The organism is Micromonospora sp. NPDC049799, from assembly GCF_040656655.1.
Classification (GTDB): domain Bacteria; phylum Actinomycetota; class Actinomycetes; order Mycobacteriales; family Micromonosporaceae; genus Micromonospora.
Genome location: NZ_JBFAMU010000035.1, coordinates 1 through 22447 on the forward strand (window position 1 = coordinate 1; position 22447 = coordinate 22447).

Annotated in this window: 21 protein-coding genes and 1 pseudogene; 4 read left to right on the forward strand and 18 right to left on the reverse strand. The window is 71.2% G+C overall.

What is annotated here, in order from left to right:
- A pseudogene (locus tag AB0I76_RS05350) lies at positions 1–500 on the forward strand (hypothetical protein); the annotation flags it as partial.
- Here the strand turns inward: AB0I76_RS05350 and AB0I76_RS05355 are convergent.
- The 9 genes from AB0I76_RS05355 to AB0I76_RS05395 form a co-directional block, all read right to left on the reverse strand.
- Entirely contained in the window at positions 497–1177 is a 681-nt protein-coding gene (locus AB0I76_RS05355; protein ID WP_357030183.1) for a DUF4272 domain-containing protein, read from the reverse strand. The pseudogene AB0I76_RS05350 and the gene AB0I76_RS05355 sit on opposite strands and share 4 nt — an antisense overlap.
- A 91-nt stretch (positions 1178–1268) precedes the next feature.
- On the reverse strand, positions 1269–2549 hold the full coding sequence (locus AB0I76_RS05360) for a thymidine phosphorylase (RefSeq protein ID WP_357030185.1): 1281 nt from the start codon (positions 2547–2549) through the stop codon (positions 1269–1271).
- A gap of 61 nt (positions 2550–2610) precedes the next feature.
- Positions 2611–3315 (reverse strand): cytidine deaminase, encoded by a 705-nt coding sequence (locus AB0I76_RS05365; protein ID WP_357030187.1) that lies wholly within the window; start codon positions 3313–3315, stop codon positions 2611–2613.
- A gap of 12 nt (positions 3316–3327) precedes the next feature.
- The gene (locus tag AB0I76_RS05370; protein WP_357030189.1) at positions 3328–4608 is read right to left on the reverse strand and encodes an ABC transporter permease; all 1281 of its coding nucleotides are present in this window, start codon (positions 4606–4608) and stop codon (positions 3328–3330) included.
- Between the two features lie 3 nt (positions 4609–4611).
- Positions 4612–5937, reverse strand: a complete 1326-nt coding sequence (locus AB0I76_RS05375) for an ABC transporter permease (RefSeq protein WP_357030191.1) — start codon at positions 5935–5937, stop codon at positions 4612–4614.
- Positions 5934–7520 (reverse strand): ABC transporter ATP-binding protein, encoded by a 1587-nt coding sequence (locus tag AB0I76_RS05380; protein WP_357030222.1) that lies wholly within the window; start codon positions 7518–7520, stop codon positions 5934–5936. Before AB0I76_RS05380 ends, AB0I76_RS05375 begins: the two co-directional genes overlap by 4 nt.
- 167 nt (positions 7521–7687) lie before the next feature.
- Positions 7688–8752: a BMP family ABC transporter substrate-binding protein gene (locus tag AB0I76_RS05385; RefSeq protein WP_357030224.1), complete on the reverse strand. Its 1065-nt coding sequence runs from the start codon at positions 8750–8752 to the stop codon at positions 7688–7690.
- A gap of 277 nt (positions 8753–9029) precedes the next feature.
- Entirely contained in the window at positions 9030–9371 is a 342-nt protein-coding gene (locus AB0I76_RS05390; protein WP_357030193.1) for a hypothetical protein, read from the reverse strand.
- 47 nt (positions 9372–9418) lie between these two features.
- Complete coding sequence (locus AB0I76_RS05395) at positions 9419–10408, reverse strand: hypothetical protein (RefSeq protein WP_357030195.1); 990 nt, start codon at positions 10406–10408, stop codon at positions 9419–9421.
- A gap of 90 nt (positions 10409–10498) precedes the next feature.
- Here AB0I76_RS05395 and AB0I76_RS05400 point away from each other — a divergent pair, with 90 nt between their 5' ends.
- The gene (locus AB0I76_RS05400; RefSeq protein WP_357030197.1) at positions 10499–11104 is read left to right on the forward strand and encodes a TetR/AcrR family transcriptional regulator; all 606 of its coding nucleotides are present in this window, start codon (positions 10499–10501) and stop codon (positions 11102–11104) included.
- Positions 11105–11172: 68 nt separating this feature from the next.
- Here the strand turns inward: AB0I76_RS05400 and AB0I76_RS05405 are convergent, their stop codons facing one another.
- The 3 genes from AB0I76_RS05405 to AB0I76_RS05415 all read right to left on the reverse strand — a co-directional run bounded on the left by AB0I76_RS05405 (position 11173) and on the right by AB0I76_RS05415 (position 14517).
- Entirely contained in the window at positions 11173–12084 is a 912-nt protein-coding gene (locus AB0I76_RS05405; protein WP_357030199.1) for a sugar ABC transporter permease, read from the reverse strand.
- Position 12085: 1 nt separating this feature from the next.
- Positions 12086–13105: a sugar ABC transporter permease gene (locus tag AB0I76_RS05410; RefSeq protein WP_357030201.1), complete on the reverse strand. Its 1020-nt coding sequence runs from the start codon at positions 13103–13105 to the stop codon at positions 12086–12088.
- A 110-nt stretch (positions 13106–13215) separates the two neighbouring features.
- Entirely contained in the window at positions 13216–14517 is a 1302-nt protein-coding gene (locus AB0I76_RS05415) for an extracellular solute-binding protein (protein WP_357030203.1), read from the reverse strand.
- Between the two features lie 351 nt (positions 14518–14868).
- On the opposite strand from AB0I76_RS05415, the gene AB0I76_RS05420 reads away from it, so the two are divergent.
- On the forward strand, positions 14869–15951 hold the full coding sequence (locus tag AB0I76_RS05420; protein ID WP_357030205.1) for a LacI family DNA-binding transcriptional regulator: 1083 nt from the start codon (positions 14869–14871) through the stop codon (positions 15949–15951).
- A 231-nt stretch (positions 15952–16182) separates the two neighbouring features.
- Positions 16183–17817: a glycoside hydrolase family 13 protein gene (locus tag AB0I76_RS05425; RefSeq protein WP_357030207.1), complete on the forward strand. Its 1635-nt coding sequence runs from the start codon at positions 16183–16185 to the stop codon at positions 17815–17817.
- 146 nt (positions 17818–17963) lie between these two features.
- Here AB0I76_RS05425 and AB0I76_RS05430 read toward each other — a convergent pair whose 3' ends face one another.
- From AB0I76_RS05430 to AB0I76_RS05455, 6 genes are all read right to left on the reverse strand, one after another.
- Positions 17964–18404, reverse strand: coding sequence for a hypothetical protein (locus AB0I76_RS05430; protein ID WP_357030209.1), 441 nt, complete (start codon positions 18402–18404; stop codon positions 17964–17966).
- 85 nt (positions 18405–18489) lie between these two features.
- Positions 18490–18858: a GntR family transcriptional regulator gene (locus AB0I76_RS05435; RefSeq protein ID WP_357030211.1), complete on the reverse strand. Its 369-nt coding sequence runs from the start codon at positions 18856–18858 to the stop codon at positions 18490–18492.
- 20 nt (positions 18859–18878) lie between these two features.
- Positions 18879–19802: a YhjD/YihY/BrkB family envelope integrity protein gene (locus tag AB0I76_RS05440; RefSeq protein ID WP_357030213.1), complete on the reverse strand. Its 924-nt coding sequence runs from the start codon at positions 19800–19802 to the stop codon at positions 18879–18881.
- A gap of 32 nt (positions 19803–19834) precedes the next feature.
- Positions 19835–20407, reverse strand: a complete 573-nt coding sequence (locus AB0I76_RS05445) for a 2'-5' RNA ligase family protein (protein ID WP_357030216.1) — start codon at positions 20405–20407, stop codon at positions 19835–19837.
- A 31-nt stretch (positions 20408–20438) separates the two neighbouring features.
- A complete protein-coding gene (trpS, locus tag AB0I76_RS05450; RefSeq protein WP_357030218.1) occupies positions 20439–21464 on the reverse strand; it encodes a tryptophan--tRNA ligase in 1026 nt (341 codons plus the stop codon).
- Positions 21465–21497: 33 nt separating this feature from the next.
- Positions 21498–22447, reverse strand: a 950-nt coding sequence (locus tag AB0I76_RS05455; protein WP_357030220.1) for a hemolysin family protein, incomplete at its 5' end; no start/stop codon positions are given.

The window sequence follows — 22447 nt, forward strand, 5'->3', positions numbered from 1 at the left end:
GGCATCCTCGGCGGCGGCAGCCCGGGCGATGTCCAGGGGACCGGAGGCGCTGGCTGCCCGAGCAGCCCGCGGCGGTGCTTGGCGGCGAGACCGAGAGGCTGCCGCTGGCCGACGGCTCCACCGCCGTGCTGCTCAACGTCTTCGCCCCCCGCAACGGCGCGGAGTTCCACCGGGTCCTCGACCCGGCCGGGACGCTGCTCGTGGTGACCCCGGCGGAGGACCACCTCGCCGAGCTGGTCGGAGCGCTGGGCCTGCTCCGGGTCGACCCGGCGAAGGCCGACCGGGTCTCCGACAGCCTGGGCGGGCACTTCACCGAGGCGGCCTCCGAGGTGCACCGGCGCGAGCTGGAGCTGACCGGGCCGGAGGTCGCGACGCTGGTCGGGATGGGTCCGAGCGCCTGGCACACCGACCCGGCCGGCCTGGCGACCCGGATCACCGCGTTCGGCGAGCCGGTACGGGTGACCGTCGCCGTACGGCTCGGCACCTGGCTGCCTCGCTAGGTGGAGAGGTCGACCTCTTCCCAGCCGGGGGGCTCGTCGTGGTACGGGCCGCGCAGGATCACCGCCCACTCCAGCGCCCACCGGCGTTGCCCGATCGCGTTGGCGTCAACCACCCCGGGCAGCGCCCGGCCGGCCTTCTCGGCCTCCAGGTACGCCCAGTCCAGGCAGTAGTGCAGGTCGAGCAGGGCCGCCGCGTCGGCGGGGTGCTGCGGGGCGGCGAGGATCCGCGTGCGCCACTGCCCGAAGGTCTCCCCGGCGACGATGTGCGGCATGCGCTCCACCAGCCGCTCGTCCACCGGCAGCGTCGGGTCGAGCTGTTTGGTCAGGCCGATCACCCAGGTGAGCGCGAAGAGCGCGTCGTGGTGCAGCACGAAGGACCGGTGGTCGCCCTTACCGCCGGTGACGAACTGCCACTCCGGCGGGGTCACCATCTCGACCAGGTGGGAGGCGAGCAGCCAGCTCATCGCCGCCTGCGGTGGCATACCGAAGCAGCGGGCCAGGATCAGGTGCAGAACCGCGATCCGCGCCTCGATCTCCCGGGTCGGACGCAGCTCGATCTCGTCGCCGGGTTCCCAGACCAGGGGGAACTGGGGTGGCGGCAACGGCAGCCCCATCCGGACCAGCTCGTCGAGGCTCGCCTCGCGCACGGCGCGCGGATCGGGGGCAGGTACGGTCACGGCGAAATCCTGTCCTTCACGACTGCTCGGCGCCGGTGGTCCCCCTGGCGAGGGAGGATAGCCGCACCGTCCCGCCTTCCGAAATGCCGGGTCAGCCGATCCGCTCGATGACCAGCGGCGACGTGGCCGGTGCCGCCGGCGCGATCCGCACCGCCCGGGCCGCCTCGGCGAGCGCCGCCGGGATCCGGGTGGCGTCGTCGGCGCGCAGCTCGTACAGGGGGTCGCCGGCCCGCACCGGATCGCCCGGCCGCTTGTGCAGCACGACACCGGCCGGCACGCTGACCGGGTCCTCCTTGCGGGCCCGTCCGGCGCCGAGCCGCCACGCGGCCACCCCCATGGCGTACGCGTCGACCTCCGCCACGAAGCCGTCCGCGTCGGCACGGACCACCTCGACCTCGGCAGCGGCCGGCATCGGGGCGTCCGGGTCGCCGTCCTGCGCCCGGATCATCGACCGCCAGGCGTCCATCGCCCGGCCGTCGCGCAGCGCCGCCTCCGGGTCGGCGTCCGGCAGGCCGGCCGCGTCGAGCATCTCCCGGGCCAGTGCGAGGGTCAGCTCCACCACGTCGGCGGGACCACCACCGGCCAGCACCTCGACCGACTCGGTCACCTCGACGGCGTTGCCGATCGTCAGGCCGAGTGGGGTGGACATGTCGGTGAGCAGGGCGACGGTCTTCACGCCGTGGGCGCCACCCAGCTCGACCATCGTGCGGGCCAGCTCGCGCGCCTGGTCGACCGACTTCATGAACGCGCCGGAGCCGACCTTGACGTCGAGCACCAGCGCGCCGGTCCCCTCGGCGATCTTCTTGCTCATGATGGAGCTGGCGATCAGCGGGATCGCCTCGACGGTGCCGGTGACGTCGCGCAGCGCGTACAGCTTGCGGTCGGCGGGGGCGAGCCCGGCCCCGGCGGCGCAGACGACCGCGCCGACGTCGCGGAGCTGGGCGATGAACTCCTCGTTGCTCAGCGCCGCCCGCCAGCCGGGAATGGACTCCAGCTTGTCCAGGGTGCCGCCGGTGTGGCCGAGACCGCGACCGCTGAGCTGCGGTACGGCCGCGCCGCAGGCCGCCACCAGCGGGGTGAGCGGCAGAGTGATCTTGTCGCCGACGCCGCCGGTGGAGTGCTTGTCCACGGTCGGCCGGTCGACCGCCGACAGGTCGAGGCGCTCACCGCTGGCGATCATCGCGGCGGTCCACCGGGCGATCTCCGGTGCGGTCATGCCGTTCAGCAGGATCGCCATGGCCAGGGCCGACATCTGCTCGTCCGCGACCACCCCCCGGGTGTACGCGTCCACCACCCAGTCGATCTGCGCGTCGGAGAGCACACCTCCGTCGCGCTTCGTCCGGATGACGTCGACCGCCGCAAAACCACTCATCACAAGATCTCTCATCTAGTCGGTGCCGACACCGGTCCGCGAACCGCGACCGCCGACAGGCTCAGGACGACCAGCGGACCGGGATCTCCATCGGCGGATCGCCCTCGCCCGCCCAGAAGATCGTGCCCGAGGCGTCCACCACCACCACCCGTGGTGTCCGGGCCAGGCCCCAGGTGACCGCCTCCGCCGGAGCCTCCCAGGTGGGACCCTCCTCCAGCACACCGGTCTCGGCGCCCTCGGTGTCGCCGGCCGACCGCTCCCAGTACGCCGTCCAGATCTGCTGTCCGGCCGACAGGTCGGGGTGCACGAAGACCGTGCCCCGCCCACGCCAGGCGGCGAGCCGCTCGGGCACCACCGGCACCGGGTCCGCCGCGGTCACCGCGTCCAGGTCGGCCACGTCGAAGGCATGCGGCAGCAGCTCGGCCATCCGCAGCAGGCCGCCCTTCGCCTCCACCAGGCACTCCGGGCCGCCGTTCTCCCACAGCAACTGCCGGCACCGGCCGCACGGCATCAGCGGCTCACCGGTGGCGTCGACGCAGGACAGCGCCACGAGCCGGCCCCCGCCGGTGGCGTGCAGCGAGGACACCACACCGCACTCCGCGCAGAGGGTGACGCCGTACCCGGCGTTCTCCACGTTGCAGCCCACCACGATCCGGCCGTCGTCGACCAGCGCGGCGGCACCCACCGGGAACTTCGAGTACGGCACGTACGCGTGCCGCATCACGTCGGTCGCGGCGGCCCGCAGCCGTTCCCAATCGATCTCCATGTCGCGCTCCCGTCAGCCCTTGATGTACGGCTTGCCGTCGGCGGCCGGCGCCCGTACCCGTCCAACGAGCCCGGCCACGGCCAGAATCGTCGCGAGGTACGGCAGCATGGCCAGGAACTGGCTCGGGATGGTGCTGTTGATCGCGCTGAGGTACGTGGCGAGCTGGTCGGCGAAGCCGAAGAAGAGCGCCGCGAGCAGCGCGCCGGTCGGGCTCCACCGGCCGAAGATCAGGGCGGCGAGGGCGATGAAGCCCTTACCGCCGATCATGTTCTTGGTGAACGAGTACAGCGCCAGGGTGTAGGAGGCACCGCCGATGCCGGCCACCACGCCCGCGAGCACCACGTTCAGGTACCGCAGGCGGAGCACCCGCACGCCGAGGGTGTCGGCCGCGATCGGGTGCTCGCCGACCGCGCGGGTCCGCAGGCCCCAGCGGGTACGGAACAGCGCGATGTGGATCACCAGCACCAGCAGCAGACCGAGGTAGAGGAAGATGTTGCCGCGGAACAGCGCCGGGCCGAGCAGCGGGATGTCCGACAGCAGCGGGATCTCCCAGTTGCTGAACCGGGGCGCGCTGTTGTACTCCTGCGCGTTGGTCTGCATCAGGCGCTCGTAGAGGAAGCCGGTCACGCCCACCGCGAGCAGGTTCAGCACGATGCCCATGACCACCTGGTCGACCAGGTAGCGGATGGCGAAGACGGCCAGCAGCAGCGAGATGAACGCGCCGCCGATCGCGGCGGCGACCAGACCCACCCAGACGCTGCCGGAGATGCTGCCGAAGAGCGCGCCGCTGAACGCCCCCATCAGCAGCTGGCCCTCGATGGCCACGTTCACCACGCCGGACCGCTCGCAGAGCACGCCGGCGAGTGCGCCGAAGATCAGCGGCAGGGCCAGGATGAAGGTGCCCCGGACGATGTTGACCAGCGGCATGAAGTTCTGCCCGGTCGGCGCCGCGGACACCTGCCAGCACAGGAAGCTCAGCACGAAGCCGACCAGCCCGACACCGAGCACCAGGGTGAACCAGCGCTTCGGCAGCCCGGCGAGCATCGCCACGCCGGCGGCGATCGCGACCAGGCCGAACAGGATCGCGCCGATCGTGCCGTTGACCTCCAGCGCGGCGCCGGCGGCGTCCTCGCTGAGCGTGAAGCGGGCCCGCTGGTCGGTGGCGAGCGCCCCGAACAGGACCGCGCCGAGCAGGCCGAGCGCGAGCAGCACGACCCCGACCTTGCGCGTACGGTTCCAGAACCCCTGGTCGACCGGGGCGACCGCGACGTTCTCGACAGCCATGGTGGACACGGGTCACCAGCCCTTCGCGAGGCTCGTCTGGAGCCGGGCGGCCCGCGCGGCCCGGAGCTGGAAGATCGCCTTCACCAGGGCCGGCGCGGCGATGAAGATGACGATCAGCGCCTGGAGCACGGTGACCAGCTCCAGCGAGATCCCGGAGTACGACTGCATCCGGTTGCCGCCGGCCTGGAGCGCGCCGAAGAGCAGCGCGGCCAGCGCGACGCCCCACGGCTTCACCCGGCCGAGCAGCGCGACCAGGATGCCGTCGAAGCCGACCTGCGCCACCACCAGCGGGGTCAGGGCGCTCGCCGTGGTGCCGAGGACCATCTGCGAGCCGCCGAGGCCGGCGAGGGCACCGGCGAAGACCATGATCAGGACGTACGTCTTGGTGACGCTGATGCCGGCGGTGCGGGCGGCGTCCGGGTTGGCGCCCACGGCGCGCAGCTCGAAGCCGAGCGTCGAGCGGTTGAGCAGCCAGGCCACCGCCCAGGTGGCGAGCACCGCCACGATGATGCCGGCGTGCACCCGCAGCCCGTCGCCGAGCAGCCGGGGCAGCTGCGCCGAGGCGTCCACCGACTTGCTGATCGCGTCCGTACGGTTCGGGTCCTGCACCCCGTTCTGCACGATCAGCCAGGTCAGGAAGTAGACGGCGATGTAGTTGAGCATGATCGTGTTGATCACCTCGTGAGCGCCGGTCCGCGCCTTGAGGATGCCCGGGATGAAGCCCCAGATCGCGCCGCCCAGCGCGCCGGCGAGCACCGCGACGAGCAGGTGCAGGCCGGGCGGCAGCGGCAGCAGGAAGCCGGCCAGCGCGGCAAGGATGACACCCATGGTGGCCTGGCCCTGCGCACCGATGTTGAACAGGCCGCCGCGGAAGGCGAGCGCCACCGACAGGCCGGTGAAGACCAGCGGCGCGGTGTACGTCAGCGTCTCCGAGATCGGGCTGAGCGCCGCGTTGAAGCCCACGGCGTCCGGGTCGAAGACGGCGCCCTTGAACAGGTTCCCGTACGCCTCGCTGACCAGCGTCCAACTGGCGTTGATCGCGTCGGCCGGGCGGGCGGTGATGTAGCTGTAGGTGGCGAGCACCTCCGGGTCGGACACGATCATCAGCACCGCGCCGACGAGCATCGCCAGCACCAGCGACAGCAGCGTCACGGTGAAGGTGTTGGCCGCCCACAGGTTGTCCAGGAACAGCCGGCCGAGCGACGGCCGCCCCTCGGGCGCCGGCCGCTTCGGCGTGGTCGCCGACTCGGCCTGCTCGGTGTTGCCGAGCGCGGTCTGCGCGGCCTGCGCCTCGGTCGCCGGCTCCTTGTCCGGAGAACCGGGGTTCACGTTGGTCATGCCTTGTCCTCGCTACCGGGGCCCTCGGGAGCCGGAGTCGCGCTGTCGGGGGCGATGCCGGCCATCAGCAGGCCGATCTCCTCACGCGGGGTGTCCGGGCCGACGATGCCGATGATCCGGCCGCGGTACATGACCGCGATCCGGTCGGCGAGGCCGATCACCTCGTCCAGCTCGCTGGAGACGACCATGACGGCGGTGCCGATGTCGCGCTCGCGGATGACCCGGCTGTGGATGAACTCGATCGAGCCGACGTCGACGCCGCGGGTCGGCTGGGCGGCGATGAAGAGCTTCAGCGGCCGGGACAGCTCCCGGGCCACGATCACCTTCTGCTGGTTGCCGCCGGAGAGGGTGCCCACCGGCGCCTCGGCCGAGGAGGTCCGGACGTCGAACTGCTCGATCCGCTCCTTCGCCGACGTGGCGATGGCGTCCGGCTTGAGCGCCAGCCCCTTGCCGAACGGCGGCCGGTCGTAGATGTCCAGCACCAGGTTCTCGGCGACGCTGAACTCCTTGACCAGGCCGTCGACGCTGCGGTCCTCGGGCACGTAGCCGACGCCGGCGCGGAGCACCTTCTTGGTCGACCAGCCGTGCACCGGCTGCCCGTCCAGGGTCACCGTGCCGGCGAGCGTCGGACGCAGGCCCATGATGGCCTCGATCAGCTCGGTCTGGCCGTTGCCCTGCACACCCGCGACGCCCAGCACCTCACCGGCGTGCACGGTCAGGTCCACTCCGTCGACGGCGCGCACCTGCCGGTCGTCGTCGACGACCAGGCCGGCGACCTCCAGGATCGGCTTGCCCGGGGTGGCCGGCTGCTTGTCCACGGTGAGGCGGACGCTGCGGCCGACCATGAGGGCGGCCAGTTCGTCGCGGCTCGCCTCCGGGGAGGCGGTGCCGACGGTCTTTCCGCGCCGGATCACGGTGATCCGGTCGGCGATGGCCTTGACCTCGCCGAGCTTGTGGGTGATGAAGACGATCGACTTGCCGGCGGCCTTGAGCGACCGCATCACGGTCAGCAGTTCCTCGGTCTCCTGCGGGGTGAGCACCGCGGTGGGCTCGTCCAGGATCAGCAGGTCCACGTCCCGGGTGAGCGCCTTGACGATCTCCACCCGCTGCTGGATGCCGACCGGCAGGTCCTCGACGATCGCGTCCGGGTCGACCCGCAGGTTGTAGCGGGCGGAGACCTCGGCGACCTCGCGCCGGGCCCGCCGCCGGTCCAGGAAGCCGGCCAGGCCGCCGCGGACCTGCTCGGCGCCGAGCATGATGTTCTCCGCGACGGTGAAGACCGGTACGAGCATGAAGTGCTGGTGCACCATGCCGATGCCGGCCCCGATCGCGTCGGACGGGCCCCTCAGCTTCAGCGGCTTTCCGTCGACCAGGATCTCGCCCTCGTCGGGCTGGTAGAGCCCGTAGAGCACGTTCATCAGGGTCGACTTGCCGGCGCCGTTCTCGCCGAGCAGGGCGTGGATCTCTCCAGGCTCCACCGTCAGGTCGATGTGATCGTTGGCGACCAGATCACCGAACCGCTTGGTGATGCCGCGCAGTTCGAGTCTCAGCGCAACCTCCTGGAGTGCGAAGCGATGGTGCAGCGTAGCTGCCGGGTCGCCGGGGGGCGCGCGGACCCGTCGTCGGGGCGGAGCGGATCGGCCGCCCCCGCGCCACGGTGTGCCCGTGGCGCCGGAGCGGCCGATCGTAATGCCGTGCCACTCGCCGGCCTACCCCGATGATCGTCCCATCGTGGTCGGCCGGCGGTGGGTCACTTCGGCTGGGCCGCGGACTCGACCTTGATGGTGCCGGCGGCGATGTCCGCCTTCAGCTTGTCGATCTCCGTCTTCAGCTCGGCCGGGACCTTGCTGTCGAACTCGTTGTACGGAGCCAGCGAGACGCCGTTGTTGGCCAGGGTGCCCAGGAAGCCCGGGTTGGCCTCGAGCTTCTCACCGTTGGCGGCCTTGAGCACGGCCTCCTTCACGGCGTCCGGGATGTTCTTGACCACGGTGCTGATGATCACCGGGCAGTCCGGGGTGCTCTTGCAGCCGTCGACGTCCACCCAGATGGTGTTGTACTTGCCGCCCGAGGCCTTGGCCGCACTGGTGGTCCCGAGGCCGGCGCCGCCGGCGACCGGCATGATGATGTCGGCACCCTGGGCGACCAGCGCGTCGCTGACCTTCTTGCCCTCGTCCTGCTTCACGAAGTCGTTGGTGAAGGAGCCCTTCTGGGTCGCCTTGTCCCAACCGAGAACGCGGACGTTCTTGCTCTTGGTCTTGTTGTAGTGCGCGACGCCGTCGGCGTAACCGTCCATGAAGATGGTCACCGGCGGGATCGGCAGACCACCGTAGGTGCCCACCGCGCCGGTCTTCGTCATGCCGGCGGCCAGGTAACCGGCGAGGAAGCCGGCCTGGGCCGTGTCGAACTGCATCGGGTAGACGTTGCTCTCCGGCACCTTCGCGTCGACGATGCCGAACTGCTGGTCCGGATTCGCCGCCGCGACCTTGGACGTGGCGGTGCCCATCAGGCCACCGACGGCCAGGATGAAGTCGCAGTCCTGGTTGACGTACTGGGTCAGGTTGACCTCGTAGTCCGCCTCAGCCTTCGACGCGACGTACTTCGTCGTGATGTTGTTGTTCTCGGCCTTGGCGGCCTCAAGGCCGGCCCACGCCGAGGTGTTGAACGACTTGTCGTCGATGCCGCCGACGTCGGTCACCATGCAGGCGTTGTACTTCTTGCCGCCGTCACCGGCGCCGTTGTTCTCGTCCGGGGCCTCGCCACAGGCGGCGGCGCTCAGCACGAGCCCACCCACCGCCAGGACCGAGGCGATCCGCATCCCACGCACCGAGCGCAAGACGTCTCCTTCCCATTGCCCACCGCGTTCCCGCGATGGGCAGCCCTTGCGCCGGCCTGCCCTGCGCCGCCGGCGTCCCACGTTACGGACGGGAGCGTACGCCCGCGCCCACCCACCGGCCGACAATCGTGCACGACTGTTGAGCCCCTGTTACCCCTACGTAACCCTTGCGTGGGGCACATCACTCTCAGTGCTGGTAGAGGGCCGTGCGGGCGACGCCTTTCGTCCGTTTTCCGAGGCCGCTTCCCCTATCCGAAAGCTACCGCCAGAACACCGCCACCGCCGCGTTAACCAGGGTCAACCCGACGATCGCCAGGAAGTGGCCACGGTTGACGTCGGCCCGCTTCCGGGAGAAGAAGACCATGACAAAGATGAGCAGCGCGAGCACCAGTTTGGTAACAAGCTTCGCGGGGTCCGGCTCGTCGCCGTCACGCAGCGGGGCGGCGAGCCCGATGCCGGTCAGCAGGCCGATCACCGAACCCCACAACATGGCCGCGTTGATCCGCAGCCGCCCGCTGACGTACTGGGCGACCGCCCCGCCGAGGAGCAGCGCGAAACCGATCAGATGGACGTAGAGGAGTACCAGTCTCAGAGCTTCCACAGGCGACATCCTCCCCCATGAACGACGCTTTGTAGTAGGGGGCCAGTTCAGCCGGCGCGTCCCGGCGCGGCCACCTCGGCGGGACCGACCGGGCGACGGCCGCGATCCCCGAGGACCACCAGGGTCAGACCGAGCACCGCGTACCCGGCCAGGACCGCCGCCGCGCGGCCCGCGCCGGCACCGTCGAAGAAGGCCGCCGAGCGGAGCAGGGTGCCGCCGGCGCCGACCGGCAGCCACTGCCCGAGGGCCCCCCAGGGCTGCGGGAGCAGCTCCGGAGCGGCGCTGACCGCGGACAGCGGATTGCCGACCAGGAACACCAGCAGCGCACCCAGCCCGAGGCCGGCGCGTCCGAGCAGTGCGCCGAGCCCGGCCACGGTGGCCGCGGCGGCGAGCGCGAACAGGCCGATCGCCCCCGCTTCGGTGAGCCATCCACCGTCGATGACGCCCAGCCACCCGTGCAGCACCGCCGCGCCGACCGCGCCGGCGAGCACCCCGTAGGCCAGCAGTCCGGTCAGCCGGGCCGTGCGGCCGGTGACCAGCAGGGTCAGCAGGAGCCCGGCGAGCATGCTGGTCAGCGCCAGCGGCAGGAAGCCGGCGGCGAAGCCGGCCCCCCGGAGGTCGTCCGGATCGCCGGGCACCACGTCGACCACGGCGACCGGTCGCCCGCCGGAGAGCTGACCGGCGGCCTCGGTGAGCAGCGCCGCGACGATGGGGCCGGCGGCGGAGGCGGTGTGCAGGGAGACGCCGTCCTGGCCGGTGACGAAGGCGGCGTACACCTCCCGGTCGCGCAACGCCCGGTCGGCCGCCGTCGCGTCGGGCACGGTGGTGACCGCGAAGGCCCCGGGACGGGCGGCCGTGAGCCGGTCGGCCAGTTCGTCGGCGACGGGCGCGGGGCCCGCGACGGCGACCGGCAGATCGCGCGGCGCGAGGTTCGCGGCCGGTGCCGCGAAGAGGGGTACGAGCAGCGCCTGCACCCCGACCGCCAGCGCGGCGATCAGGGCGGCGAGCAGCAGGGGCGATCGGGTACGGGTCGACATGGTGCACTCCTAAAACGAATGCTCGTTCTATTACGGCTCTAGGCTCCTACGCTGGCGTCGTCGCTGTCAAGAACGAGCGTTCGCTTTACGATGTATCCCGTGCCACGTGTCTCGGAGGAACATCTCGCCGCCCGCCGCCGCCAGATCGTCGAGGCGGCCCGCCGGTGCTTCCTGCGCGACGGCTTCCACCGCACGACCATGCAGGACGTCATCGCCGAGGCGGGCCTCTCGGTGGGGGCGGTCTACCGCTACTTCCCGAGCAAGGCCGATCTGATCAAGGCGATCGCCGAGGACGCGATCGGCGGCGCGGGTGCGGTGCTCGCCGAGACGATCCGCCAGGACCCACCCCTGCCACTGCTGGAGGCGCTCGACCGCGCCCTGACGTACGTGGAGACCCAGGCCGGCGAGGAGGGCGTCCTGCGGATCGCCATCCAGGTCTGGGGCGAGGCCCAGCGGGACCCGGCACTGGGCGCCTTCGTCGCCGCCACGTACGACGGCTTCCGTCGTCACTTCGAGACGCTCGCCCGGCAGGCGCAGCGCACCGGGGAGATACCGGCCGAGGCCGACCCGGAAGCCGTCGCCGCCGCCCTCTTCGCCCTGGTGCCGGGCTGGTTCCTCCAGGTCGTCCTCACCGGCGGGCCGGACCGGGAGACCTACCTCGCCGGCGTCCGCGCCCTCCTGCGGCCCACCCGCTGACCCCACGAACGACGACGGGGGCGGACACCGGTCGGTGTCCACCCCCGTCGTGACGGTCGTCCCGCGTGTCAGCCCTTCGTGCCGCCGGCGGTGAGGCCGGAGACCAGGTGCCGCTGGGCGACCATGAACACCAGGCCGGCCGGGATGGTGACGAGCACCGCCGCCGCCGTCAGGTACTCCCACTGCGGGTTGAACTGCGGCACGAACTGCTGGAGCCCGTACGCCAGGGTGAACTTGTTGTCGGTCTGGATGAACGCCGACGCGTACGCCACCTCACCCCAGGCGGTGAGGAAGGTGTAGAAGGCGGTCACCGCCACGGCCGGGCGGGCCAGCGGCAGGATGATCCGCCAGAAGATGGTGAACGGGCCGCACCCGTCCAGCGCCGCCGCCTCGTCCAGCGAGGTGGGGATGGAGTCGAAGTAGCCCTTCAACATCCAGGCACAGAACGGCACTGCGATGGTCAGGTACGCGATGATCAACGCCGGCAGCGTGTTGATCAGCCCCAGCCGCGCCATGATCGTGTAGATCGGCACGATCAGGATGGCCACCGGGAACATCTGGGTGACCAGGAAGACCAGCATCAGCGGACGGCGGCCCGGGAAGTTGAACCGGGACACCGCGTAGCCGGTGGTGGCCGAGAAGAAGATGCCGATGATCATCGTGAACGCCGCGACGATCACCGAGTTCAGCAGCCACTTCGGGAAGTTGGTGTCGAACAGCACGTAGCTGTAGTTGGCCAGGGTCGGATCCTTGACCAGCGTCAGGTCGCTGCTCTGCACCGCGTACCCGGGCTTGAACGACGACAGCAGCACCCAGGCGATCGGGGCGATCGCGATCAGCGAGGCGAGGATCAGCGTGCCGTGCAGCAGCAGGGACTTGGCCCGGCTGCGCCCGCTGCGTCCTGGCCGCCTGACGGCACGGGTCTTGACGGCCCCGACCGCGGCGGGAGTCGCCGCCACCGGCGTTGTCAGCTGGCTCATGTCACCACACCTCGCCTTGCTTGCGCAGGATCCGCCGGTAGAACACGGAGAACACCAGCAGGATCGACAGGATCAGCACGCCGTAGGTGGAGGCGAGCGAGTAGTTCCGGATGCCCTCGAACGCCGCCCGGTACGCGCCGGTCACCAGGATCTCGGTCTGGCCGGCCGGCTGTCCCTCGGTCACCAGGAAGATGATCGGGAACATGTTGAACGTCCAGATGGTGCCGAGCAGGATCACCGTCATGCTGACCGGGCGCAGGCCCGGCAGCGTGATGTTGCGGAACCGCTGCCACGGGGTGGCGCCGTCGATCTCGGCGGCCTCGTACAGCTCACCGGGGATCGTCTGCATGCCGCCGAGCAGGGCGACCATCATGAACGGCACGCCGAGCCAGATGTTGGTGACGATCGCGGTGAACAGCGACGTCCACTGGTTGGCGAACCAGTCCACCGGGTCGATGCCGAGTGAGGAGAGCAGCGAGTTCGCCAGGCCGAAGCGCTCGTTGAAGATGAACTTCCAGGCGAAGGCGCTGACGAAGGCCGGCACCGCCCAGGGCAGCACCAGCAGCACCCGGTAGAGGCCGCGGCCCCACATCGGGCGGTTCAGGATCACGGCCAGGCCGAGGCCGAGGCCGTAGTGGAAGGCGACGCAGAGGACGGTCCAGATCAGCGTGATGCCGGTCCACTGCCAGAACTGGCCGACGTTGCCGCCCAGGACGTTGATGTAGTTGTCGAGGCCGACGAACTCCCACTTGTTGGGGTTGTCGTTGCAGACCTCGCTACCGGTGATCGACTTGGTGCAGATCTCCGCGGCCTGGTTGGCCTCGGTGAGGTTGGTCAGGGAGAGCCAGACCCCGCGGAACAGCGGGTAGAAGATCAGGACCGCCAGGACGATGACGACGGGCAGGACCATCGCCCAGGCGTACCAGTGCTTCTCCCAGCTGCGACGCAGCCGGGAGGGTGGTGCGGAGCGGCGGCCGGACGGCGCGGCTTTGGGCGCCGGATCGGCTGTCACAGTGCTCATCAGCTGTGCTCCAAGGGGAGAGTCCCGGCAGGGCCCGGCGACCGTGAGGTCACCGGACCCTGCCGGATGCCGAAGGTGGTCGCCGGCCGCTGCCAGCGCCTACGGTCGGGTCAGAGCCCGTAAGAGGGAACGACCTCGGCCTTGTACTTCTTGGCGACGGTGTCGAGCGAAGCCTTCGGGTCCTTGTTCTGGATCAGGACCTCGGTGGCCATCTGGTCCAGCGGGCCGAAGAACTGGCCGGCCTCGGGGATCCACGGACGACCGACGGCCGCCTCGACGACCGGCTGGTACGCCGCGACGATCGGGTTGTTCTTGACCGCGTCGAGGTTGTAGGCCGACTTGCGGGTCGGCAGCAGGCCCAGCTTCTCCGACAGGAACGCCTGGGACTCGGCGGAGCTCATGAACTTCACGAACGCGACGGCCGCGTCGATCTTCTCCTGAGGCATGCCGGAGTAGATCGTGTAGTTGTGGCCACCGACCGGGCCACCGGCCTTGGCGGAGCCGCCCGGAACCGGGGCGATGCCCAGGTTCTCCAGGCCACCGAAGCCCGGCGCCTGCTTGACGTTGTTGACCTCCCACGGGCCGTTGATGACCATGGCGACCTTCTTCTCCTTGAAGAGGGTCATCATGGTGCCGTAGGAGTCGTTGGCGGACGGCTTGGCGGCCGCACCGCTGGCGATCAGGTCCTTGGCGATCTTCAGCCCGGCGACGTTCTGCTCCGAGTTGATGGTGATCTTCTTGTTCTGGGTGTCGACCAGGTCGCCGCCCTCGCCGTACATGAAGGGCAGCATGAAGTAGCCGGCCGGGTTGATGTACACACCCTCGGCGCCGGTCTTCTGCTTGATGGTCTGCGAGACGGTCTTCAGCTCGGCCCAGGTCTTGGGCGGCGAGGTGATGCCGGCCTTGGTCAGCAGTTCCTTGTTGTACATGAGCGACAGGGTGTCGGTCACCTGCGGGACGCCGTAGGTCTTGCCGTCGAACTTGTTCGAGGCGAGCGGGGTCTCCAGGAAGTCCGACTCGTCGCTCAGCAGCTCGGAGCCGTCCAGCGCGTAGAGGTAACCGAGGGAGGCGAACTCCGGCACCCAGGCCACCTCGGCCCGCAGGATGTCCGGCGCGCCCGTCTTGGCCTGCGCGGCGGTCTTGAACTTGTTCTGGGCCTCACCGAACGGGACCGACTGGTAGTTGACCTTGACGTTCGGGTAGGTCTGGTTGAACTTGGCGATCAGCTCCTGGAACGCCGGACCCTCGTTCTTCGGGTCGGACGTGTCCCACCAGGTGAGTTCGGCCTTGAGAGCTGCGGGATCGGCCTTCGGCGTCTCCTCCGTGGCCTTGTCCTCCCCGCCACAGGCGGCGAGGGCGAGAGCAAGGGTGGTGGAGGCGAGAACGGCGATCCCCTTGGCTGTGCGACGCATGTTCGCTCCTAGATTGCCTGCCGGGTATCGGCGCGACGGTAGCAAGAAGTTTCGGGATTAGAAACCCCTTGCGAACGTGCTTGCAACAACCGAGCCCGTCTTGTCATCTGACGATGCCCCTCATAGGGCCTTTGGGACAAACCCGCAGGCCTCGACGTGGCCAACATCCCACCTCGGTGACCGGGTGGAGACCGTACGTCACCTGCCCGTCCGTCGACGGAGCCGCCGGCGCGGCGGTGTCGGCCGCCCGTGAGGCGTCGCCGGACGATGCCCGCCGATCATGTCTGCTCGAATCTGCAAGAACTTGCCGACCACTGCGCAAGAACTATCCGGTGAGCTACAGTGCCGACCATGCGCGCTCGCCTGTCCGACATCGCCCAGCAGGCCGAAGTCAGCGAGGCCACGGTGTCGCGGGTGCTCAACGACCGCCCGGGAGTGGCCCCTGAGACCCGGCAGGCCGTCCTGACCGCCCTCGACGTGCTCGGCTACGAGCGCCCGGCCCGCCTGCGCAAGCGCAGTGCAGGCCTGGTCGGCCTGGTGGTCCCGGAACTCGACAACCCGATCTTCCCGGCCTTCGCCCAGATCATCGAGTCGGCACTGGCGCCCACCGGGTTCACGCCCGTGCTCTGCACCCAGACCCCGGGCGGTGTCCGCGAGGACGAGTACGTCGAGATGCTGCTCGACCGCCAGGTCTCCGGCATCGTGTTCGTCTCCGGCCTGCACGCCGACACCGCCGCCGACCACGACCGCTACCGCGCGCTGCTCGCCCGCCCGCTGCCGGTCGTCATGATCAACGGCTACGCGCCCGGCATCTCGGCGCCCTTCGTCTCCTGCGACGACCGGGAGGCAGCCGAACTGGCCGTCGCCCACCTGGTGGCCCTGGGGCACCGCCGGATCGGTCTGATCACCGGCCCGGACCGGTTCGTGCCGGTGCAGCGCAAGGTCGGCGGCTACCTGGCGGCCATGAAGCGCCTCACCGACGTCACCGACGACGAGCTCTCCGAGCTGACCGAGCTGTCCCTGTTCGGCGTGGAGGGCGGCGAGGCGGCCGCCGCACGGCTGCTGGACCGGGGCGTCACCGGCATCGTCTGCGGCTCCGACCTGATGGCGCTCGGTGCGATCCGGGCCGCCCGCCAGCGCGGCCTGTCCGTTCCGGCCGACCTGTCCGTGGTCGGCTACGACGACTCCCCGCTGATGGCGTTCACCGACCCGCCGCTGACCACCATGCGCCAGCCGGTGACGGCCATGGCGGTGGCCGCGGTGCGCGCCCTGGTCGACGAGATCAACGGCCACGCCTCCCCGCACTCGGAGTACCTCTTCCGTCCGGAACTGGTCGTGCGCGGCTCCACCGCGGTCGCTCGCGCGGCGGCCGGGTCGGGTGACAGCCCGGCACGCCAGCGGGCCACACCGTCCGCGCTCGCCGTCTCCGCCTGACACCCCGCCACGCCGCCCACCGTCCGACGCCGACATCAGCTCGACACGACCCGAACCTGGGGTGCCGACCCGGCGGCGTACCGACGGGTAGCGTGACCGCTGTCATTTCTTGCGCAAGCATTGCTTGACTCTTGCAGCAAGCGAGCGGCATTCTTCTCAGACACCCGCGTGTCACCACCCGGCCGCGCCGCAGTGCCGCTGTCCCGAGCCAGAGAACGGGGAACGCCTCCGATGACCGTCAGCAACCCCACGCCGCTGACCTCCGACGACGACTGGTGGCGCTCCGCGGTCGTCTACCAGGTCTACGTCCGCAGCTTCGCCGACTCGAACTCCGACGGCATCGGCGACCTCCAGGGCATCCGGGAGCGCCTGCCGTACCTGCGGGACCTCGGGGTCGACGCGCTCTGGCTGACCCCCTTCTACACCTCGCCGATGGTCGACGGCGGCTACGACGTGGCCGACTACCGCGACGTCGACCCCATGTTCGGCACCCTCACCGACTTCGACAACATGATCACCGACGCCCACGCGCTGGGACTGCGGATCATCGTCGACCTCGTACCGAACCACACCTCCGACGCGCACCCCTGGTTCCAGGCCGCCCTGGCCGCCGGCCCGGGCTCCCCCGAGCGGGAGCGCTACCTCTTCGCCGAGGGTCGGGGCGAGAACGGCGACGAGCCCCCGAACGACTGGGAGAGCATCTTCGGTGGCCCGGCCTGGACGCGGCTGCCGGACGGCCAGTGGTACCTGCACCTGTTCGACCCGGCCCAGCCCGACCTGAACTGGCGCAACCCCGAGGTCCGCTCCGAGTTCGAGGACGTGCTGCGCTTCTGGCTGGACCGCGGCGTCGACGGCTTCCGGATCGACGTGGCGCACGGGATGATCAAGGCCGAGGGGCTTCCGGACGTCGGCTTCAGCACGATGACCACCGGTCAGCGTCAGGTGGAGCTGCTCGGCAAGGGCCGACTCCCCTACTTCGACCAGGACGAGGTGCACGAGATCTACCGAGCCTGGCGGCCGATCCTGGACAGCTACCCCGGCGGCCGGATGGCCGTGGCCGAAGCGTGGGCGGAGACCCCGCAGCGGCTGGCCCGCTACATCGGGGCCGACGAGCTGCACCAGGCGTTCAGCTTCGACTTCCTCGACGCCACCTGGTCCGCCGACTCGTTCCGCAAGGTGATCGACACCGCGCTCGCCGAGTCGACCATCGTCGGCGCGCCGACCACCTGGGTCCTGTCGAACCACGACAAGCAGCGGCACGTCACCCGCTACGGCGACGGCGCCGAGGGGCTGCGCCGCGCTCGCGCCGCCTCCCTGCTGATGCTGGCCCTGCCCGGCTGCGCGTACCTCTACCAGGGCGAGGAACTCGGCCTGCCCGAGGTGCTGGACCTGCCCGACGAGGTGCGGCAGGACCCGCAGTTCCTCCGCACCGGCGAGAGCCGCGACGGCTGCCGGGTGCCGATCCCGTGGAGCGGCGAGCTGTCCCCGTACGGCTTCGGGCCGGAGGGCAGCGAGCTGAGCTGGCTGCCGGCCCCCGCGACCTGGCGTGCCCTCTCGGTGGCCGCCCAGGCCGGCGTGCCCGGCTCGACGCTGGAGCTCTACCGCGCGGCGCTGCACGTGCGGCGCTCGCACCCGGCGCTGTCCACCGGCGCGTCCGGAATCACCTGGCTGGAGACCGAGCCCGGCGTGCTCGCCTTCAGCCGCAACGCCGGCGAGGCCGTGTTGACCTGCGTGGTCAACATCAGCGGCGCGCCGGCCCTGATCGACGGGTACGGCGAACCGGTCGTGGCCAGCGAGGCGCTCACCGGGCAGGGCTCCGGCCACCTGCTCCCGGTCGACGCGGCCGCCTGGTTCGAACGCCGCTGAGCGGGTATCCCGTCATCGACCTGGTCGTCCGTTGTGCTCCGCGCCGACGGGCGGCTGGGCAACCGACCCCTTGTGGTGGGGGGTGAGGTGGCGTCGGCGCCTCGCGGAGCACGCTCCGTGAGGCGCCGACGTTCCATCTCGGGTAATCAGTCCGCCCGGCCGGTCAGCCTCGCCGCGATCCGGCCGAAGCCCGCGCGCAGCTCCGCCTCGGAGGGTGCGGGCAGTGGTTCGAGGCGGTCCTCGGCGGCTGCCGCCTCCAGCTCCTCGTCGATCGTGTCCTCGTAGTCGCCGTAGAGGTCGGCGTCGTCGACCCGGGCCACCTCGTCCTCGGCGGCGATCTGGGCGGCGGCGATCTCGCCGCGGATCTCCTCCGCCGACACCGCCGGCAACAACGGCTCGACCACCGCCATGAGCTGCTCCTCGGCGACGACCGCCTCGGCCAGCGCGAGCGCGTGGGCTCGCTCGTACGGCCCGCAGACCACCGGTTCCCACTCGTCGGCGTCACCGAGCGGGCCGAAGGTGATGATCCACGGCAGGCCGAGCATCGGCGAGTCTTCCGGCAGGTCGAGTGTCACGAGAGCGCCCACGCGCCCATCATGGTCCCCTGACGCGGGGGCGCGGGGGCGGATCGGCGCGATTGTGGTGATCGACTCCGCGCCCGGCGCGGAGCGGTCACCCTCGCCGGGCGGCGTCGAGCGCGGCCCGCACGAGGTCCAGCGCCGCCTCCGGCGGGACGCCCAGCCGGGCGGCCTCCGCCGCGTAGTCGGCCGCCGCGCGGTGCAACCGGTCCCGCGCGTCGTCGCGGCCGGGTGCGACGAAGGTGCCGTGCCGACCCCGGGTCTCCAGCAGGCCGGCCGCCTCCAGCTCACGGTAGGCGCGGGCGACGGTGTTCACCGCCAGTTCGAGGTCCGCGGCGAGCTGCCGCACGGTGGGCAGCCGCGTGCCGACCGGCAGCCGCCCGTCACCCACCTGCGCCGCGAGCTGCGCGCGCACCTGCTCGTACGGGGGCACCGACGAGCCCGGGTCGACCGAGAGCCGCACGGCTTCTCCTTTCCCGCCGGTCACCCGGCGCCGCCCGGGGTGCCGGGGTCGGTGTCGACGTCCAGGTCGGCCGGCGCGGGGCCCTCGGCCAGGTCGACCACCCGTCCCCGGGTGCTGGTGGCGGCGAGCGCCGCGCCGAAGAGCACGAGCTGGTTGAGCAGGTACAGGTAGAGCAGCAGACCGACCGCGCCGGCCACGACGGTGTACGCCGGGTTCCGCTCGGTCCGGACCACGTAGTACCGCCCGACCGTGTTGAGCAGCGTGATGCCGACCGCGACGAAGAGCACCACCGGCCGCAGCCGGGACCGGCTCATGCGGAGCCGGGGCACCGCCACCAGCAGCAGGGTGGCGAGCACCGCGTTGACCACCACGCTGAGCACCGCGCTGACCGTGGTCAGGCCGACCGAGCCGGTGCTGCGCAACAGGAAGCGCAGCAGTGACTCCAGCGCGTCCACGGCGGCCACCGATCCGCCGAGCAGCACGAACACCACGAGCAGCACGCCGAGGTCGACCAGCCGCCGGATCACCAGGTTGCCGGGTTGCTGGTTGAGGCCGTACATGAGCCGCTGCGAGGAGCGGATCGCCTCCACCCAGCCGATGCCGGTGAACGCCAGGATGATCAGGCCGATCACGCCGACGGTGCCGCTGCTCTCCTTGATCTGCACCGGGTCCAGGAACGGCAGGTTCTCCCCCAGGAAGTCCGCCGCCGCGTCGCGGACCTCGGCGTTGCTCTCCAGGACCGCACCGAACACCCAGTACCCGACCAGCGCGAGCGCGAAGACCGCGAAGAACCCGTAGTAGGCGATGGCCGCCGCCAGCCGGCCGCCCAGCACGTCGTTGTAGAGCACGCCGGCCCGCCACACATGGTCGACACGGACCGAGCGGCGGCGCGCCGCGCTGATCCGTCGGTCCAGGGCGGCCTCGATACGGCCGAACGCGTTCACGCCGTCATCCTTGCCGATCCGACCGGTGCGGGTCAGCCGCCGAGCCGGAAGTCCCGGCGCGGCTGCCAGCGGGCCGCACCGCTGTGGGAGAAGAGGGTGAACGCCTCCACCTCGAACATGGCCGAGAAGTCGGCCAGGTCCTCGTACGCCTTGTCCAGCGCCTCCGGCGCGACGTCCTGGGCGACGGTGACGTGCGGGTGGTACGGGAAGCGCGTCTCCCGGTGCAGTTCGGGGGCGGCCCGGATCGCGGCGGCGAGCAGTTCGCACTCGCTGATCCCGGCGGCGACCGCCACGAAGACCACCTGGGTCACCGGCCGGAAGGTGCCGGTGCCCCGCAGGTGCAGGGTGAACGGCAGGTGGCCGGTGGCGACCGCGCCGAGGTGCCGTTCCACCGCGGGCAGCGTCGCCACCGGGATCTCGGTGGGCCCGAGCAGCGTCACGTGCGCGGGCACCGCCTGCGGGTCACCCGCCTCGACCCGGCGTCGGGTCAGGTAGCTGCCCCAGGGCTCCGGGATGTCGACGGCGATGCCGATCTGGATGGTGTCACCGGCCGTCGCCGGCGTCCCGTCTCCGCGGTCCACGCTGCCCGCCACCCCTTCGGCCACCGACCCTCCACCTCGCCCGTACGCCGCCGCGCTACTCGCCGCGCACCGGCGGGAAGAAGCCCACCCGCTCGTACGCGGTGCGCAGCGTCTCGGCGGCGACCGTGCGGGCCTTCTCCGCCCCGGCGGCGAGCAGCTTGTCGAGCTGCGCCGGGTCGTCGAGGTAGCCCCGGGTGCGCTCCTGGACCGGGGTGACGAACTCCCGGACCACCTCACCGAGGTCCTTCTTCAGGTCGCCGTAGCCCTTGCCGGCGTACGCGGCGACGAGGTCGTCGATGCTCCGGCCGGCCAGCGCCGAGTAGATCGTGAGCAGGTTGGACACGCCGGGCTTGGTCTCGGTGTCGAAGACGATCTCGCGACCGGTGTCGGTGACCGCCGAGCGGATCTTCTTCGCCGAGCGGGCCGCGTCGTCCAGCAGGTTGACGATGCCGGCCGGCGACGAGGAGGACTTCGACATCTTGGCGGTCGGGTCCTGGAGGTCGGTGATCTTCGCGGTGTCCTTGACGATGTGCGGGGCGGGCACCGTGAAGGTCGGGCCGAACAGCGAGTTGAACCGCTGCGCCAGGTCGCGGGACAGCTCCAGGTGCTGGCGCTGGTCCTCGCCGACCGGCACCGCGTGCGCCTGGTACAGCAGGATGTCGGCGGCCTGCAGGATCGGGTAGGTGAACAGCCCCACGCTGGACCGCTCGTTGCCCTGCTTCTGCGACTTGTCCTTGAACTGGGTCATCCGGCCGGCCTCGCCGAAGCCGGTGATGCAGGACAGGACCCAGGCGAGCTGCGGGTGCTCGGGCACCTGGGACTGCACGAACAGCGTGCAGCGCTCCGGGTCCAGACCGACGGCGAGCAGCTGCGCGGCAGCCGTCCGGGACCGCTGCCGCAGCGACGCCGCGTCGTGCCCGATGGTGATCGCGTGCAGGTCCACCACGCAGTAGAACGCGTCGTGGGTCTCCTGCAACGCCACCCAGTGCCGGATCGCGCCCAGGTAGTTGCCGAGGTGGAACGAGTCGGCCGTCGGCTGGATACCGGAGAAGACGCGCGGGCGGACGGGTACGTCGGACATGCCGGCAATTCTGTCAGCAACACCCGGCGTACGTCATGACGGGCCGGCGGGTCGACTCGCGCCGGCCGCCGTCGGCGTGGTGACCTCGCGCCTCGGTTCGGGCGGCCGCCCGGCGGAGACCGCGAGCCGGGCCACCCGGCGGCCCTCCAGCTCCACGACCCGCAGCAGCCAGCCGCCCGACCCCTCGGGCGGCTCCGGCGTGCCGTTGCCGGCCGGCTCGACGGCCACCGGCACCTCGTCGCCGGCGACGGGCAGGCGTCCCAGCGACGCCATCACGAAGCCGCCGACCGTCTCGTACGGGCCGACGGGCAGCGCCACCCCCGTCCGCTCGGCGAAGTCGGCGAGGTTCAGCCGGCCGTCCACCTCGGCGGGCAGGCCGACGTGCACCGGGTCGGGCGGGGCGTCGTACTCGTCGTGGATCTCCCCGATCAGCTCCTCGATGAGGTCCTCCAGGGTGACGATGCCGGCGGTGCCGCCGTACTCGTCGACCACGACCGCGAGGTGGTGGCGCTCCCGGCGCATCTCGCTCAGCGCGGCGAGCACCCGTTTGCTGCCGGGCAGCTGTTTGACCTCCCGGGTCAGCTCGCCGACCGTGGTGCACGGGTGGAGGTCGGGGCGGAGCAGCACGTCGCGCAGGTGCACGAAGCCGACGACGTCGTCGTGGGTGCCGTCGACGACGGGGTAGCGGGTGTGCGTCTCGGCGCGTACCAGCCGCTCGGCCTCGGTGATGGTCAGGCCGGCGGAGAGGAACACGACCTCGGTGCGGGGCATCATCACCTCGCGGACCATCTTGGCGCCGGCCACCAGCACCTCGTCGATGATCCGGCGTTCCACCGGGTCCAGGACGGTGTTGGCGGCGACCAGGTCGCGCAGCTCGTCCTCGCTGATCCGCTCCCGGCCGGCCGCCGGGCTGGCGCCGAGCAGGTCGGTGACCAGCCTGGTCGCGCCGTCGGCGGCGCGGACGACGATCCGGGCGACGCCCC

What these genes read in the sequence shown, in the direction of transcription:
- AB0I76_RS05360 (WP_357030185.1), bottom strand. Translation starts at nt 2,549, where the DNA reads ATGAGTGGTTTTGCGGCGGTCGACGTCATCCGGACGAAGCGCGACGGA.
- AB0I76_RS05365 (WP_357030187.1), bottom strand. Translation starts at nt 3,315, where the DNA reads ATGGAGATCGATTGGGAACGGCTGCGGGCCGCCGCGACCGACGTGATG.
- AB0I76_RS05375 (WP_357030191.1), bottom strand. Translation starts at nt 5,937, where the DNA reads ATGACCAACGTGAACCCCGGTTCTCCGGACAAGGAGCCGGCGACCGAG.
- AB0I76_RS05385 (WP_357030224.1), bottom strand. Translation starts at nt 8,752, where the DNA reads ATGCGGATCGCCTCGGTCCTGGCGGTGGGTGGGCTCGTGCTGAGCGCC.
- AB0I76_RS05395 (WP_357030195.1), bottom strand. Translation starts at nt 10,408, where the DNA reads ATGTCGACCCGTACCCGATCGCCCCTGCTGCTCGCCGCCCTGATCGCC.
- AB0I76_RS05400 (WP_357030197.1), top strand. Translation starts at nt 10,499, where the DNA reads ATGTATCCCGTGCCACGTGTCTCGGAGGAACATCTCGCCGCCCGCCGC.
- AB0I76_RS05405 (WP_357030199.1), bottom strand. Translation starts at nt 12,084, where the DNA reads ATGAGCCAGCTGACAACGCCGGTGGCGGCGACTCCCGCCGCGGTCGGG.
- AB0I76_RS05410 (WP_357030201.1), bottom strand. Translation starts at nt 13,105, where the DNA reads ATGAGCACTGTGACAGCCGATCCGGCGCCCAAAGCCGCGCCGTCCGGC.
- AB0I76_RS05415 (WP_357030203.1), bottom strand. Translation starts at nt 14,517, where the DNA reads ATGCGTCGCACAGCCAAGGGGATCGCCGTTCTCGCCTCCACCACCCTT.
- AB0I76_RS05420 (WP_357030205.1), top strand. Translation starts at nt 14,869, where the DNA reads ATGCGCGCTCGCCTGTCCGACATCGCCCAGCAGGCCGAAGTCAGCGAG.
- AB0I76_RS05425 (WP_357030207.1), top strand. Translation starts at nt 16,183, where the DNA reads ATGACCGTCAGCAACCCCACGCCGCTGACCTCCGACGACGACTGGTGG.
- trpS (WP_357030218.1), bottom strand. Translation starts at nt 21,464, where the DNA reads ATGTCCGACGTACCCGTCCGCCCGCGCGTCTTCTCCGGTATCCAGCCG.